General features: G+C 68.4%; 15 protein-coding genes and 1 pseudogene. 8 read left to right on the top strand and 8 right to left on the bottom strand.

Annotation, left to right across the window (positions count from 1 at the left end; all coding sequences use genetic code 11):
• Positions 1–517: pseudogene (locus B3547_RS08225) on the bottom strand (hydroxymethylbilane synthase); the annotation flags it as partial.
• 136 nt (positions 518–653) lie between these two features.
• Between B3547_RS08225 and tsaD the strand changes: the two are divergent.
• From tsaD to B3547_RS08200, 5 genes are all read left to right on the top strand, one after another.
• Complete coding sequence (gene tsaD, locus B3547_RS08220; RefSeq protein WP_292961971.1) at positions 654–1,712, top strand: tRNA (adenosine(37)-N6)-threonylcarbamoyltransferase complex transferase subunit TsaD; 1,059 nt, start codon at positions 654–656, stop codon at positions 1,710–1,712.
• On the top strand, positions 1,709–2,728 hold the full coding sequence (locus tag B3547_RS08215) for an NAD(P)H-dependent glycerol-3-phosphate dehydrogenase (protein ID WP_292961970.1): 1,020 nt from the start codon (positions 1,709–1,711) through the stop codon (positions 2,726–2,728). The genes tsaD and B3547_RS08215 overlap by 4 nt, the downstream gene beginning before the upstream one ends.
• Positions 2,721–4,211: a lipopolysaccharide biosynthesis protein gene (locus B3547_RS08210; protein ID WP_233497830.1), complete on the top strand. Its 1,491-nt coding sequence runs from the start codon at positions 2,721–2,723 to the stop codon at positions 4,209–4,211. Before B3547_RS08215 ends, B3547_RS08210 begins: the two co-directional genes overlap by 8 nt.
• Before the next feature lie 104 nt (positions 4,212–4,315).
• Positions 4,316–6,010 carry a vWA domain-containing protein gene (locus tag B3547_RS08205; protein ID WP_292961968.1) on the top strand — a complete coding sequence of 565 codons (1,695 nt, stop codon included), beginning with the start codon at positions 4,316–4,318 and terminating at the stop codon, positions 6,008–6,010.
• A gap of 121 nt (positions 6,011–6,131) precedes the next feature.
• Positions 6,132–6,674 (top strand): helix-hairpin-helix domain-containing protein, encoded by a 543-nt coding sequence (locus B3547_RS08200; RefSeq protein WP_292961967.1) that lies wholly within the window; start codon positions 6,132–6,134, stop codon positions 6,672–6,674.
• Positions 6,675–6,682: 8 nt separating this feature from the next.
• Here the strand turns inward: B3547_RS08200 and B3547_RS08195 are convergent, their stop codons facing one another.
• From B3547_RS08195 to recO, 4 genes are read right to left on the bottom strand one after another with little or no spacing between them, the layout of a single operon-like run.
• Entirely contained in the window at positions 6,683–7,303 is a 621-nt protein-coding gene (locus B3547_RS08195) for a DUF2238 domain-containing protein (RefSeq protein ID WP_292961965.1), read from the bottom strand.
• 4 nt (positions 7,304–7,307) lie between these two features.
• Positions 7,308–8,432, bottom strand: coding sequence for a glycosyltransferase (locus tag B3547_RS08190; RefSeq protein WP_124808456.1), 1,125 nt, complete (start codon positions 8,430–8,432; stop codon positions 7,308–7,310).
• A 13-nt stretch (positions 8,433–8,445) separates the two neighbouring features.
• On the bottom strand, positions 8,446–9,504 hold the full coding sequence (gene leuB / locus B3547_RS08185; protein WP_125956571.1) for a 3-isopropylmalate dehydrogenase: 1,059 nt from the start codon (positions 9,502–9,504) through the stop codon (positions 8,446–8,448).
• Positions 9,505–9,517: 13 nt separating this feature from the next.
• The gene (gene recO / locus B3547_RS08180; RefSeq protein ID WP_292961962.1) at positions 9,518–10,123 is read right to left on the bottom strand and encodes a DNA repair protein RecO; all 606 of its coding nucleotides are present in this window, start codon (positions 10,121–10,123) and stop codon (positions 9,518–9,520) included.
• A gap of 91 nt (positions 10,124–10,214) precedes the next feature.
• On the opposite strand from recO, the gene apaG reads away from it, so the two are divergent.
• The gene (apaG, locus tag B3547_RS08175) at positions 10,215–10,613 is read left to right on the top strand and encodes a Co2+/Mg2+ efflux protein ApaG (protein ID WP_124808459.1); all 399 of its coding nucleotides are present in this window, start codon (positions 10,215–10,217) and stop codon (positions 10,611–10,613) included.
• A gap of 19 nt (positions 10,614–10,632) precedes the next feature.
• Positions 10,633–11,439, top strand: coding sequence for a LysR family transcriptional regulator (locus B3547_RS08170; RefSeq protein ID WP_292961960.1), 807 nt, complete (start codon positions 10,633–10,635; stop codon positions 11,437–11,439).
• Positions 11,440–11,466: 27 nt separating this feature from the next.
• Here B3547_RS08170 and B3547_RS08165 read toward each other — a convergent pair whose 3' ends face one another.
• On the bottom strand, positions 11,467–12,735 hold the full coding sequence (locus B3547_RS08165; protein WP_194918044.1) for a multidrug effflux MFS transporter: 1,269 nt from the start codon (positions 12,733–12,735) through the stop codon (positions 11,467–11,469).
• A 77-nt stretch (positions 12,736–12,812) separates the two neighbouring features.
• On the opposite strand from B3547_RS08165, the gene dinB reads away from it, so the two are divergent.
• A complete protein-coding gene (gene dinB / locus B3547_RS08160; RefSeq protein ID WP_292961957.1) occupies positions 12,813–13,955 on the top strand; it encodes a DNA polymerase IV in 1,143 nt (380 codons plus the stop codon).
• Positions 13,956–14,111: 156 nt separating this feature from the next.
• Here the strand turns inward: dinB and B3547_RS08155 are convergent, their stop codons facing one another.
• Positions 14,112–15,059, bottom strand: a complete 948-nt coding sequence (locus B3547_RS08155) for a copper resistance protein B (protein ID WP_349676481.1) — start codon at positions 15,057–15,059, stop codon at positions 14,112–14,114.
• A 2-nt stretch (positions 15,060–15,061) separates the two neighbouring features.
• On the bottom strand, positions 15,062–15,190 hold a 129-nt coding region (locus B3547_RS08150), incomplete at its 5' end, for a multicopper oxidase domain-containing protein (RefSeq protein WP_292961972.1).

The raw sequence follows: 15,190 nt of genomic DNA, 5'->3' as shown, positions 1-15,190 counted from the left end.
CGCGCCTCGATGGCGATGGCGCCCTGCCCGACCGCCGGCAGGAAGCGGTCCGCCGGGATGATCTCGGTGACGTGGGAAGCCAGCGCCAGCCGCCTGAGGCCAGCCATGGCGAGCAGCGTGCCCGCGACGCTGCCATTGCCGACCTTTTCGAGCCGGGTCGGCACATTGCCGCGAAAGACGACGACCTTGAGGTCCGGCCGCTCGCGCAGGATCTGGGCCTGCCGACGCAGCGAAGCCGACCCGACCACCGCGCCCTCCGGCAGTTCCGCGATGGTCAGGGCCTTGTGGCCGATGAAACCGTCGCGCACGTCCTCGCGCNNGTGAACAGGCCCTTGCCGCCGGCCTCCGACAGCGGACGGTCGAGAATGGCGTCGCCGCTCGTCTTGATGATTTCGACGGCGATATCCGTCTCGTCGACGCCATGCGCCCGGGCGAGCGAGGCGCGCACCTGATTCGCCTGGACGAGGGCCAGGGCGGAACCGCGGGTGCCGATGCGGAGGAAGGGCGATTGCGCCATAGCAAGGTCCGGTGATACGCGAAGCGCGCGATCATAGCGATGGAACCCCATACCGGAAGCCCCGCGTCGCGCCATGTCTTTTGACGCACCGGCGTCAACCATTTGCACCGGGCGCTTTCGGCCGGACAGGGATTTCATGCTGGTACTGGGTATCGAGACAACCTGCGACGAGACGGCCGCTGCCGTCGTGCGCATCGACGCGGCCGGCCATGGCGCGATTCTGTCCAATGTCGTGCGTGCCCAGCTCGACGAGCACGCGCCCTATGGCGGCGTGGTGCCCGAGATCGCCGCGCGCGCGCATGCCGAAGTGATCGCGCCGATGGTGGGCGCGGTACTCGCCGACGCGGGCCTGACGCTGGAGGACATGGACGCCATCGCCGCGACGGCCGGGCCGGGTCTGATCGGCGGCGTGATGGTGGGGCTGGTCACCGGCAAGGCGCTGGCCATGGCGGCGGACAAGCCGCTGATCGGCGTGAATCATCTGGAAGGGCACGCGCTGTCGCCGCGCCTGGCCGATCCCGATCTGGCCTATCCCTATCTGCTGCTGCTCGTTTCGGGCGGGCATTGCCAGATCCTGGAAGTGCGCGGACTGGGCGATTATCGCCGGCTGGCCACGACGATCGACGATGCGCTGGGCGAAGCCTTCGACAAGACGGCCAAGATATTGGGCCTCGGCTATCCGGGCGGACCGGCGGTGGAGCGCCTGGCGCGCGAGGGCGATCCGCGCGCAGTGCCGCTGCCGCGCCCGCTGGTGGGCAGCGGGGAGCCGCATTTCTCGTTCGCCGGCCTGAAGAGCGCGGTGATGCGCGCCAAGGATTCGGGCCTTCATGCCGATGCCGATATTGCCGCCTCGTTCCAGCAGGCCGCGATCGATTGCGTGATCGACCGGACCAGACTGGCACTGGAGTCGGTGCGGGATTCCGGAGCGGAGGGCATGAGCGCGCTGGTGGTGGCGGGGGGCGTGGCGGCCAACGCCGCGTTGCGCGGGGCGCTGGAAACGCTGGCCGCCGGTTTCGGCCTGCGGCTGGTGGCGCCGCCGGGCAAGCTGTGCACAGATAATGCCGCGATGATCGGCTGGGCTGGCGCGGAACGCTTCGCTTTGGGATATACGGACCCGCTCGATCTGCCGGCGCGCCCGCGCTGGCCGCTCGATGCCAATGCCGCGCCGGTGCGCGGCGCGGGGGTGAAGGCATGAGCCAGGGAGTGGGGGCCGGGGACAGCGCCGCGATCGGCGTCGTCGGCGCGGGGGCATGGGGCACCGCGCTGGCGCAGACTCTGGCCAGCGACGGGCGCGCTGTGCTGCTTTGGGCGCGCGAGGCCGAACTGGTCGATCAGATCAACACCGAACGGCGCAACGCGCTGTTCCTGCCTTCGGCGACGCTGCATCCCACCATCCGCGCCACCGGCGATCTGGCGGAACTGGCGGCACTTCCCGTGCTGCTGGTGGTGACGCCGGCACAGCATCTGGCGTCGGTGCTGGGCGCGATGGGGCGCAAGGGCGGCGATCTGGTGCTCTGCGCCAAGGGAATCGAGGCGGGCACGGGGCGGCTGATGGCCGACGTGGCGCGCGACGTGGCGCCCGATGCCGAGATCGCCGTGCTGTCCGGGCCGACTTTCGCGCACGAGGTGGCGGCGGGCCTGCCCACCGCGATCACGCTGGCCTGTGCGGGCGGCGAGGCGCAGTGGCAACGGCTGTCCGCCGCTATCGCCCGGCCGACGTTTCGCCCTTACTATTCGGACGACGTGACCGGAGCGGAGATCGGCGGCGCGGTCAAGAACGTGCTGGCCATCGCCTGCGGCGTGGTCGATGGGCTGCAACTGGGCCAGAATGCCCGCGCCGCGCTGATCAGCCGGGGCTTTGCCGAAATGCAGCGCTTCGGCATGGCGATGGGCGCGCAGGCGGAAACGCTCTCGGGGCTGTCGGGCCTTGGCGATCTGGTGCTGACCTGTTCGTCCACCTCCAGCCGCAACTTTTCGCTGGGCAAGGCGCTGGGCGAAGGCACGAGCGCGGCAGCCGCACTGGCGGACCGGGCCACGGTGGCGGAAGGCGCGTTCACCGCGCCGGTGCTGGCGGACCTTGCCCGAAGCAAGGGCATTTCAATGCCGATCGTGGAAGCCGTGGCGGCGCTGCTCGATGGCCGGATGCCGGCGCGCGAGGTGGTCGCACACCTGCTGTCTCGCCCCCTGCGCGCGGAAAACCCGCTTGGCTGACGATACCGAACAGAACGATATTGCCGCGCTGGCCAAGGGCGGGAGGACGAATTTCTTCGGCTTCCTGCTGCGTCTGGCGGCGCGCATCCCGTTCCTGTTCATCGCCGGACGCCTCTATGGCGCGGACGAGCTGGGGCGCTTCGCCTCGGCCACGATCGCGGTGGAACTGGCCGCGCAACTGGCGACGCTGGGGCAGAAGCGCGGGCTGGCGCAGCAACTGGCCAAGGACGATCGGCCTGCAGCGGCGGTGGTGGCCGACGCCCTGCTGCTTTCCGGCCTGGTTTCCGCAGTGCTGGCGGTGCTGCTTTATGTTTTCCCGGCGCCGATGTTCCCCAGCGGCGAATTCACGCCGCTGCAACGGCTGCTGCCATTGACGATCCTGCCGCTGGCGCTGGGCGATATCGCGCTGGCGGCCCTGGCCTATCGCTTCGACGTGGGCACCACGGTTCGCGCACGGGCGGTTGTGGAGCCGTGGACGCTGTCGATCGCGGCGGGTGGGCTGTGGCTGGCGGGCACTTATTACTTCCCGCTGCGTGAGAGTGGGCTGATCCTGTCCTATGTCGCGTCGATCTTCGGGGCGACGCTGACGGCCTTCGTGCCGCTGCTGCGCAGCTATGGCCTGCCGCGCGTGTGGTCGCCGCGCCCCGGCGATCTCCTGCGGCTGGCGGGGCGCAACCTGCCGCTGGCCGGCGCGGATGCGGTGGAATGGGGCACCCGCAAGCTCGACATCTTCATCCTGGGCACGTTCGCGCCGCCGGCGGCGGTGGGCGTATACTATGTGGCGCAACAGGTCGCCTCGCTGCCACAGAAGCTCAAGACCAGCTTCGAGCCGATTCTCGGCCCGGTCATCACCCGCAATCTGCGTGAAGGCAATTATGCCGCGATCGCCCGGCAGGTGTGCCAGGCCGGATTCTGGATCACCGCCGCGCAGGCCGGCATCGCGCTGGCGCTGGGCATTCCGGGGACCGGCGTGATGGGGCTGGTCGGACCGCACTTCGTGGCCGGCACCGGCGCGCTGGCATTGCTGCTGACCGCCGAGGTCGTCGCGGCGACCGCGGTGGTGAGCGAGGCCGCGCTGATCTACGTCGCGCGGGTGCGCAACCTGTGGATCAGCCTGGGCACGATCGGTCTGCAGGCCGCGCTGACTGTGGGACTGATCCTGCTGGCGAAGAACATGGGCTTCAACACGCTGGTGCAGGCCGCGGCCGCGGCCGCCGCGCTCGCCCTGTCGCTCGCGCTGTCCTCTCTGCTCAAGGCGCGGCTGCTTTCGCGCATTCTGGGCGAGAGCATCAACAACTGGCGCTGGGCGCTGGTGTGGGCGGCGGTGCCGGCGGTGCTGGTCGGCTGGTTCGTCAAGATGCTGCCGGAATGGGCGGAACTCGCCTTCGGCATCCCGGCCATCCTGGGCGTCTATTGCCTTGTCATCTGGAAGCGCGGATTCGGGCCGGAAGACCGCGTGCTGTTCCGCAAGCAGACGGCCTGAGCCCACCAGTAACGGCGCGGCAACGTCTCGCAACGTTCAGTCACCATTCACGGCGCGGACGGTGTTCTTCCCTTCGAGGATCGGATGGAGAAGGGGACCGTAGCATGAGAGGATTCAAGGCCGCCGTGGCGCTTTCGACCGCCGTTGCCCTGCTGGCCGGGTGCGCCGCGAAGCAAGCCGCGCCGGAGAAGGCCGTGGGCGCCGCGCAGGGTGTGGACGAGACGGCGAACGACGTCGTGGTAACCGCGCAGCGCGCCGGTCCCGTAGCCAACCTCCAGACACCGCCAGCATCACCGCCGCCGCCTCCGCCGCCGATGTACGCGCCAGCGCCGGCCATTGCCCGCGCCGAAGCGGTGCGGGGCAAGGCGTTCGTCCCGCCCGTGGTGGTGCCGTCCGATCCGGGCAACGAGCGCTATGACGGCAAGGAGGTCAGCCCGGTCCATCTGACGCGGGCCGAGCCGGTCTCCACGTTCTCGATCGACGTCGACACGGGCGCCTACGCCAATGTCCGCCGCTTCCTGTCGCAAGGCCAGATGCCGCCGAAGGACGCGGTGCGGACCGAGGAACTGATCAACTACTTCCGCTACGATTATCCGCTGCCCGAAAAGCGCGAGGCACCGTTCAGCGTGACGACCGACGTGGTGGTCACCCCATGGAACCCGGATACGCGCCTGCTGCGCGTGGGCTTGCGCGGCTATGACCTGCCCCGTGCAAGCCGCCCGCCGGCGAATCTGGTGTTCCTGGTCGACGTTTCGGGCTCGATGAGCGATCCGGACAAGCTGCCGCTGGTCAAGAGCGCGCTGGCGGGGCTGGCCGACGAACTGGGCGAGAAGGACCGCGTCTCGATCGTGGTCTATGCCGGCGCGGCGGGCATGGTGCTGGAGCCGACCAACGACAAGGCGAAGATTCGCGCCGCGCTCGACCGGCTGAACGCGGGCGGTTCGACGGCGGGCGGCGCGGGGCTGCAACTGGCCTATCAGGTGGCGCGCGGATCGTTCATCGACGGCGGCGTGAACCGCATCCTGCTGGCCACCGACGGCGATTTCAACGTGGGCGTGTCCGACACCAAGGCGCTGCTGCAGATGGTCGAGCGCGAGCGCGACAGCGGTATCACGCTGACTACGCTGGGCTTCGGGCAGGGCAACTACAACGAAGCGATGATGGAACAGGTCGCCGATCACGGGAACGGCAACTACGCCTATATCGACAGCGCGCTGGAGGCCCGCAAGGTGCTGGCCGAGCAGATGGCGTCCACGCTGTTCACCATCGCCAGCGACGTAAAGATCCAGGTGGAGTTCAATCCCGCCGTGGTCTCGCAATACCGCCTGATCGGCTACGAGAACCGCGCGCTGCGCGAGGAGGACTTCGACAACGACAAGGTCGATGCGGGCGAGATCGGCGCCAGCCATCAGGTCACCGCGATCTACGAGGTGGTGCCGACGGGCGGCAAGGGCTGGATCGCGCCGCGCAAGTACGAGGATGCGCCGGCGGTGGCCGCCACCACGAAGGCGGGCGAAATGGCCACGGTCAAGCTGCGCTACAAGCTGCCGCGCGAGACCGCCTCGCGCCTGATCGAGCGGCCGGTACCGACGCGACTGCTGGCGGGCGCCGCCGCCCCTTCGGGCGACATGGCCTTTGCCGTGGCGGTGGCCGCGTTCGGCCAGAAGCTGCGCGGCGATACCATGCTGGGGGCATGGTCCTGGCCCGATATTGTCCGGCTGGCGGGGCCGCAGCGCGATTACTGGCGGCAGGAATTCGGCAAGCTGGTGTCGGTCGCCGGATCGCTGCAGAAGGAATAGCGTGCTTGACCGGCCCGCTCACCCGTTGATCTGACTTGGCAACACGCCCGCGCCGTGGGAAAGGCGCGGGCGTGTAAGGCTTGCCGGGGGATGTCCGGTGCGCCGGGTTGGGGAGCGTTTCATGGTCGATTGGATCGAGGCGAACTGGATTGTGGCGGGCGCGGCCGTGGTGCTGGCGCTGCTGGTCATCTGGTGGCTGTTCGGGCGGGTAAAGCCGGCTCCCACCCGGCGTGAATTCGATGACGTTCTGTCCGAAGGCGCGGCGCCCGCGCAGCGCAACACCGCGCTGATCGATGCGCCGCCCGCCGCCGCCATTCCCGCGATCACGCCTCCGCCGGGCGTGGAGCTGATGGCGGGTCTGGGCGAAGTGGTGGCCGCCGCCGCGACCAGCGAACTGACGCAGGTTGCGGCATCGGCTGATGATGAAGCGGACGACCTTTCGAAAATCAAGGGCGTAGGCCCCAAGCTGCGCGCAGCGCTGACCGAACTGGGCGTGACCCGCTATGCCCAGATCGCCGCCTGGACCGACGAAGACATCAAGGCGATCGATGCGCGCCTAGGCACCTTCGCCGGCCGCGCGACGCGCGACAACTGGGTGGAGCAATGCAAGTTCCTCGCCAGTGGTGACACCGCCGGCTACGAGGCGAAGTTCGGCAAGCTGTAAGGCGCGCGCTACTTGCGGCGTAGGGTGAGCCACAGCGCGGTGCAGACCGCTCCGACGGCGGCGCAGGCCATGTCCTTCTGCGCGTCCCACATATCGCCCTGCTGACCGTTGTAGGCGTCCGCGTCAGCGCCGGCCATGACGACCGTCAGCAGCCATTCGAAGATTTCGTAGAAGGCGCTGACGCCCAGCACGAATTCGACGGCGAGATAGACCGACAGGCCCCGTCGCACGCCGCCGTGGCGCGCGAGCCATGCCGATACGGGTGGCACCATCAGCAGCCCGAAGCTGAAATGGACCAGCCGATCATAGCTGTTGCGGCGCAGGCCGAACAGGTCACCCGGCGCGGGCAGGCCCAGCGCGCGCGCCCAGGCATCGTATGGCACGTTGGAATAGATGTAGCGGCCGCCCAGCGTGTGCAGCGCGAGGAACAGGCAGATGCAGGCCACGGCGCCGGTCGGGATCGGCCAGCGGCGCAGCGCCAGCGCCAGGCCGCCGGCAATCACCAGCGTCGGCAGGTTCTGCAGCGGCGCAAGGTGCGGGAAGGGCGTATCGATCAGGCTGAACAGCGCGCCCGCTGCTGTCAGTAGTAGCAGCGCGGCCTGCGGCCGGGGCAGGCGCGCGCCGTTCACCGGATCAGTACTTGCCCCAGACGAACTTGGACGAAAGCGCGAAGTTCCACACCGAACCCAGCACGATGCCCACGATCACCGCGACGAAATCGTGGAAGCCCATGGCCTTGAGCGCCGCCGCCGAGCCGACGTTGGTGAGCAGGCCCAGCGAGCAGGTCATGGCGAACTTGGCCCAGCCGCGCATCAGCGGGACGAAGCCGCGCAGCCGCTTGTCGGAATAGGTCAGCTCGTTGTTCAGCACGAAGTTGAAGGTCATCGCGATCACGGCGGCGATCGTGTTGGCCACGTTGAAGGTCACGTTGCTGGACCAGTGGCCATAGACGAAGCGTTCGCCCAGCAGCAGGTGCAGTACCAGCCACAGCGCGCTCATCTGTACGCCCACGCCCAGCGCGCCCACAGTGCCGAACAGGGCGAAGCGGGTGGGGATGAAGCGGCCCAGCCACTTGTCGTAAAGGCCGATGAGGAATTCGAACACGACCGTCTGGTCGAGCTTGGATTCCCCGTCCAGCCTGGCCGCGAAATGCAGCGGCAGTTCCTTGACGCGCAGCGGCGCATCGACCGTGGCGAGAATGTCGAGCAGGATCTTGAAGCCCACGCCGGAAAGGCGGTGCGCATCGGCGCGCAGCGTTTCGGCGCGCAGCATGAAGAAGCCGCTCATCGGGTCGGACAGTTGCACGCCGGTCACCTTGCGGGCGATCCGGTTGGCGAGGCCCGATGCCTTGACGCGATCGGGCCGGCCCCAGGCATCGACGCTGGCGCCTTCGGCGAAGCGCGAGGCGTAGGCGAGGTCGTATTCCCCGCTTTTCACCGCCGCTAGCATTTCAGGAAGCAGGGCGGGATCGTGCTGGCCATCGGCGTCCATCACCGCGACGATCGGGGCGGCGGTGGCGCACATGCCCTCGATCGCGGCGGAGGCAAGGCCACGCCGCCCGAAGCGCTCGATTACGCGGATGCGCGCATCCTGCTGCGAGATGGCGCGGGCTTCGTCTGAGGTGCCGTCCGGGCTGTTGTCGTCGACGAAGATGGCTTCCCACGCGATGCCGGCCAGCGCGGCGTCGAGCCGGGCGACCATGGGGGCAAGGTTCTTGCGTTCCTTGAACGTGGGCAGGATGACAGCGAGTTCGATCATAAGGGGCGGGCCTTTACAGCCTTGCCAGCACGGCGTCACCAATTTCCGTCGTGCCCGCCGTTCCGCCAAGATCGCGGCCGAACACGCCGTCTTCCAGCGCGGCTGCCACGGCGCGTTCGATACGGTCGGCCTGTTCGGCCAGCCCCAGCGAGTGGCGCAGCAGCATCGCGGCGGACAGGATGGTGGCCATCGGGTTGGCCAGGCCTTTGCCGGCGATGTCGGGCGCGGAGCCGTGAATCGGTTCGTACAGGCCGAACGTGCCGTATTCGGTCTGGCGCTCGCCAAGCGAGGCCGAGGCGAGCATTCCGATCGAGCCGACGCACATGCTGGCCTGATCGGACAGGATATCGCCGAACAGGTTGCCGGTGACCATCACGTCGAACTGGCCGGGGTTGCGCACCAGCTGCATCGCCGCGTTGTCCACGTACATGTGATCGAGCGTGACGTCGGGATATTCCTTTGCGACTTCGACGATCACGTCGCGCCACAGCTGCGAGGTTTCGAGCACGTTGGCCTTGTCCACCGAGCAGACGCGGTGCGCGCGGGTGCGCGCGGCGCGGAAGGCAACGTGGGCGATGCGACGCACCTCGCTTTCCGAATAGGACATCACGTCATAGCCTTCGCGTTCGCCGCTCGCGGTGGTGCGGAAGCCTTTTTCGCCGAAATAGACGTCGCCGTTGAGTTCGCGCACGATCAGCAGATCGATGGCGGAAGCGACTTCGGGGCGCAGCGCGGAATGATCTTCAAGGCCCTTGAACACCTTGGCCGGGCGCAGGTTGGCGAACAGCGTCAGTTCCTTGCGCAGCCCCAGGATCGCCTGTTCGGGGCGCAGATGCCGGTCCAGCGCGTCGCAATCGGGATCGCCCACCGCGCCGAACAGGATGGCATCGGACTGGCGCGCGATCTCCAGCGTCGCAGGGGGCAGGGGATGGCCATGGGCCTTGTAGGCCGCGCCGCCGACCGGGGCCTGCTCCATGGCGATATCGCCCAGGCCAAGCGCTTCGATCACCCGTACCGCTTCGTGCGTCACTTCGGGGCCGATGCCGTCGCCCGGCAGAACTGCGATCTTCATGTGCATCCCTCAATCAAGCGTCCATGCGTTTCAGCCGGTCCAGCAGAATCGCGCGGGCCGCCATAACATCGCGGTGGCGATCGGCAAGCAGGCGGTTCCCGATGGCCGTGCCATGCCGGTCCAGGCGGTTCAGGAGCGCCGGCCAGTCCTCGTCCGCCGGCGGGGCGGGGGCTGCTCCATAGCCCACTTCCCGCAGCAGCAGCGCTTCATACCCCGCCAGCGCCCGTGCCCAGCCGCGCGCGGAAGGAGCGTGGCATATCGCGTCGAGCGTCGCCCCCAGCGCGGCGTGAAGCGCGGGATAGGGATAGCCTTCGGGCAAGGTCGCGGCGGTCAGCGCGCAGGCCCAGCCGATCGCCGCGCTGGGCAGCGGTTCGGTCAGCCATGGCCCCCGGCTGGTGACGAGTTCGATCCGCGCGGAGGGAAGCTGGCTGTCGTTGCGCGCGCGCAGATCGGCGTCCAGCACGTTACCCGGGATCAGCAAGGGTCGCATTTCCCGTCCGCGCGCACCCGCGACATAGGCGGCGACAAGCCCGTGATCGGCGGTCAGCAGGCGCACCACGGCCCCGTGTTCGCCGTGGGCGCGGACGGCGCAGAGGATGGCGGGCGCGCGAATGTGCATCGCGTTTTCCTGTGGGGGCCAAATCGCATTCCGGCAAGCGCGACAATTCCTTGATTGGAACCGGAGCCGATGTGCGATAGGCTCCCAAGGTATGAAGCAGCTCTTCCAGCATGCCGCAGTGACGGAGGGCGTGACCGTCCGGGTCGCGGTCAATTTCCTGCCCGAACAATCCCGCGTAGATGCGGGCAAATGGTTCTGGGTCTATCACATCCGCATCGAGAACGACTCGGCGCAGCGGTTCCAGCTTCTGTCGCGCCACTGGCGGATCACCGACGGGCGCGGCAACGTGAACTTCGTCGATGGCGAAGGCGTGGTGGGCGAACAGCCGTTGCTCGAACCGGGGCAGACGCACGATTACGTTTCCGGCTGTCCGCTCGGCACGCCGCAGGGCAGCATGGAAGGGCACTACACCATGCAGCGCCCGGACGGATCGCTGTTCGAAGTGGCGATCCCGTTCTTCCCGCTGGCCGCTCCGGCCACCGCGAACTGACGCAGGGAAGGAAACGAGGATGAAGCGGACGCACCTGCCGCTCAATGGCCTGCGCGTGCTCGATGCGGCGGCGCGGCACCTTTCGTTCACCCGCGCGGCCGATGAGCTGGCGGTGACGCCGGCGGCCGTGGGGCAGCAGATCCGCGCGCTGGAAGACCTGCTTGGCGTGGTCCTGTTCCGTCGCACCTCCAAGGGTCTGGAACTGACCGACGAGGCGCTAGCCGGGCTGGATGCGATCCGCGAAGGCTTCCTGCGGTTCGAGGAAGGCGTGCAGGCGATGCAGGCCGGCCAATCGAGCCATGTCTATACCATCGCCTGCCCGCGCGACGTGTTCGCCGCCTGGCTTTCCCCACGCCTTGCCAGCTTCCGCGCAAGCAACGACCAGTTGCGCTTCGCGCTGGTGGGGGGCGATGTGGACATCGATTTCACCGAAGCCAATCTCGATCTGGCCGTGCGCTGGGCCGAAGGGCCGGGCGATCTGGAAGGGATCGCACTGGGCGAAGCGGCGGTGATCGTCGTGACGGCCGTCGGCAGCGATGGCGGCGACGCGCCGTGGATCGGCTGGCCGGGCGATCCCGCGCCGGGCGGTGAAGGTGCGGACGTGGCATTTTCGGTCGGCGATGCCGGCACCGCGATCAGCGCCGCCGCCGCCGGGCTGGGCAAGGCGCGCGTGCCGGTGCTGCTGGCGCAGACTGCCCTTGCCGAAGGGCGTGTCGCCGCCGTGGGCGGAGCCGAGCCGAGCCGGCGCGGCTATTGGCTGGTGGCGCCGCTGCCGCAATGGCGGCAGAAAAAGGTCAAGGCGCTGATCGCCGCGCTGACGGACTGATCCGCGTCGGGCGCGAAGCCTGCTGCCTCAGTGGTCGACGATGATGCGCGGCGTTCCGGGCGGGTGCAGGCGGCGGAACAGGCGTCCCTTCTCGCTGAACAGCACCAGCATCAGGGCAAGAATGCCGGCGGCCAGGAAGGAAACCGCGAGCGGGCGCGCGGTGCCGTCGAACGCCTGCCCGATCATCATGCCGATGAACGAGCCGAGCGCCATCCGCATGAACGCCTGGACCGAACTGGCCGCGCCGGCGATCTTGGCGAAGGGCTGGAGCGCGATCGAGCTGAAATTGGCGCCGACGAATCCCATCAGGCACATGTTCATCGCGATCAGCGGCATGAACTGCCACAGCGTCTGGTGCGGGCGCGTGGCGAAGAACACCTGCAGACAGCTTACGCCGATGTAGACGAACAGCGCCGTGTGTGACACGCGCCGTGCGCCGAAGCGTTCGACGATGCGCGAGTTGGAGAAACTGGCGCAGGCCATCGTCACCGCCGTCGCGCCGAACAGCAGAGGGAACGCGCTGCCCGCGCCGAAGTGTTCCGCGACCAGCTGTTGCGAGGAATTGATGTAGCCCAGCAGCGCGCCGAACATCAGCGATCCGCCAAGCACATAGCCGATCGACGCGCGGTTCGAGGCGGCGGCGATCATGTTCACCACGATCGCCGTCGGATTGATCGGCTGCCGGAATTCCGGCCGCAGCGTCTCGTCGAGCCTGAGGGCGACCCACAGCCCGACCAGCGCGGCCATCACCGCCAGCATGATGAAAATCCAGCGCCACCCCGCGAACAGCAGCACGAACTGCCCCACGCTGGGCGCCAGCATCGGCACGACCATGAACACCACCGAGATCGTCGACAGCATTCGCGCCATGCGATCGCCGCTGTGGCGATCCCGGATGATCGCACCGGGCAGAACCGTAACGCCCGAGCTGCCGACCGCCTGCAGCGCCCGCAGCACCAGCAGCGTATCGAAATCCCGCGCCATCGCGCAGGCCAGCGAGAACGCGATGTATAGGCCCAGGCTGGTCAGCACCACGGGGCGCCGGCCGAAGCGGTCCGCCAGCGTGCCGGGCAGCAGCGCTCCCACGCCGGCGGAGAGCAGGAACACGCCCACCACCAGTTGCCGTCGGTTGGGGTCGGTCACGTTCAGGTCGTGCGCGATCTGGCCCAGCGCCGGCAGCATGCCGTCGATCGCCAGCGCCTGCAGCGCCATCAGCATGGCCATCATCGCCACGAATTCGCGTCCCCTGGGCGTTCCCGGCGTTTCCTCTGGCTGGTGGTGGTTCTCGCTAGTCATTGAAATCGGGGTAGTCCGTTCGGGGGATTCACCCCAGCCCTTTATGCCCTGGGGCGAAATAGGCTAGCCTGCAAATCATGGAACCGGCGCGAAACGATCCCGGCGAGGAAGAGTCCGGCGACGGGCTGCGCAAGATCATCCATGTCGACATGGATGCCTTCTATGCCAGCGTCGAACAGCGCGACGATCCTGCCCTCAAGGGCAAGCCGGTGGCGGTCGGCGGTTCGTCGGAGCGTGGAGTGGTCGCGGCGGCAAGCTACGAGGCGCGGGTATTTGGCGTGCGCTCCGCCATGCCATCGGTCCGGGCGGCGCGGCTGTGCCCCGACCTGATCTTCCGCAAGCCCCGGTTCGATGTCTATCGCGGTGTATCGCAGCAGATCCGCGCGATCTTTCACGACTACACGCCGCACGTCGAACCGCTGGCGCTGGACGAGGCCTATCTCGACGTCACCGACGACATCCGCGGGATCGGCTCCGCCACGCGCATCGCCGAATTGATCCGCCAGCGCATCCGCGCGGAAACCGGGCTGACCGCGAGCGCGGGGGTGTCGTACAACAAGTTCCTGGCCAAGCTGGCGAGCGACCAGAACAAGCCCGATGGCCTGTGCGTGATCCGGCCGGGCGAGGGCGCGGCCTTCGTCGCCGGCCTGCCAGTGCGCCGCTTCCATGGCATTGGTCCGCGCGGCGCGGAGAAGATGGCGGGGCTGGGGATCGAAACGGGCGCGGACCTGCTGGCGAAGGACCTGGCGTTCCTGCGGAGCCATTTCGGCAGCCTGGCGGATTACCTCTATCGCGCCGCGCGCGGGATAGACCTGCGCCGGGTGCGCGCCGACAGGCCACGCAAATCGGTGGGCGGCGAGCGGACGTTCGATCGTGACCTGTCTTCCGGCCCTGCCTTGCGGGAGGCGCTGGAGCGGATCATCGACATCGTATGGGACCGTATCGAACGGGCGGGCGCGCAGGGCCGAACAGTCACGCTCAAGATGAAGTCCATCGATTTCACCAATATGACGCGGGCGAAATCGTCCCCGCGCGCGGTGGCGGACAAGACCGTCTTCGCCTCCATGGCGCGCGATCTGCTGGAAGCCGTGCTGCCCCTGCCGCAACCGATCCGGCTGATGGGCCTCACGCTCTCCGCGCTGGAAGGCGATCACGACGACGACGATGCAGAGCCGCAGTCCGGGGAGGCGGGGCGGCAGCAGGCGGAACTGCCGTTTTGAGGGGGCGACGGGGTGAGTGATAGGTGGGACGGTTACAGTACAACGATAGCGTTCAGAACGCCCATTAGGGCAAGCATGAGCAGGAAAGTACCGACCACAAGGCAGCCAAACGTGGTTCGATCAGGCTTTCGGCGATTGGTCATCGCGCCTCGCTGCCTAGAACCAGCTTCGGACGCCGATCGCCAGGCTGACGGTCGAGGCCCTTTCGCCCGCCAACGCGCCAAGGCGGGCGGTTTCACCGAGCCGACGTTCCCAGTGGACGCCGATGTAGGGCGCTAGCTGGCGGGTGATCTGGTAGCGCAGCCGCGCCCCGGCTTCGAGCCGGTCGAAGCCCGCGCCGGTGCGCAGTTCGGGCACGTCCTGGAACGCCGCGTCGAGTTCCACGGCGGGCTGGAGGATGAGGCGGTTGGTCAGCCGCAGGTCGTAGCTGCCTTCGACGCGGGCGTGGACATCACCCTTGTCCGAGACCAGCAGTTGCGCCTCCACATCGAACCAGTAGGGGGCCAAGCCGTCTATCCCGAACGTGGCGTAGGTGCGCTGCGGCCCCGGCTGGAAATCGTGGCGGACCCCGGCTTCCACGTTGAAATAGGGCGCGATGGCGTGGCGCCAGAGGGCGCGCAGTTCGACCCGCTCCGCCGTTTCGCCGAACGCGCCTTCGCCTTCGCTGGCGATGACCAGCTTGTCCAGATCGGCGCCGATCCAGGCCTCGCCTTGCCAGCCATAGCCGTCACGCCCCCGGACGGCGCGGTATTCCAGCCGGTCGACGATCAGCGCGTTGCCGAAGAAGCGGCCTTCCCTTGCCAGATCGGCACGCGCAGCGGCCATGCGCGCGGGATCGAAGAAGCGGTCGGCCGGATGGTCGGTGGGGACGGGGGGAGGCGGTGCGTCGCCGGGCGTGTCGGCATCGTCTTCATCCGGGGCGGGCATGGCGTGCCCCGCGTGTGGATCGCTCTGCTCCATGCCCTGCATCGGGTGGCCCGAATGATCCATGGCGCCCATGTCGTGTCCCGCGTGAACATCCTGGGCGTGCGCATCCTGTGCGTGGGCGGGCATGGCCAGCGTGAACGTCGCGGCGGCGGCGAGCAGGAGGGGCAGGGCGCGCACGGTCACGCCTCCCCTTCGCGGCGCACGGTGACGACGCGCATCATCCCCGCGTGCATGTGCAGCAGCATGTGGCAGTGGAACGCCCAGTCGCCCTCGGCATCGGCGGTGAGATCGAACGCGACCTTGCCGCC

Source organism: Novosphingobium sp. UBA1939 (assembly GCF_002336885.1).
GTDB lineage: Bacteria > Pseudomonadota > Alphaproteobacteria > Sphingomonadales > Sphingomonadaceae > Novosphingobium.
This window is presented reverse-complemented; position numbering and strand designations above follow the sequence as displayed.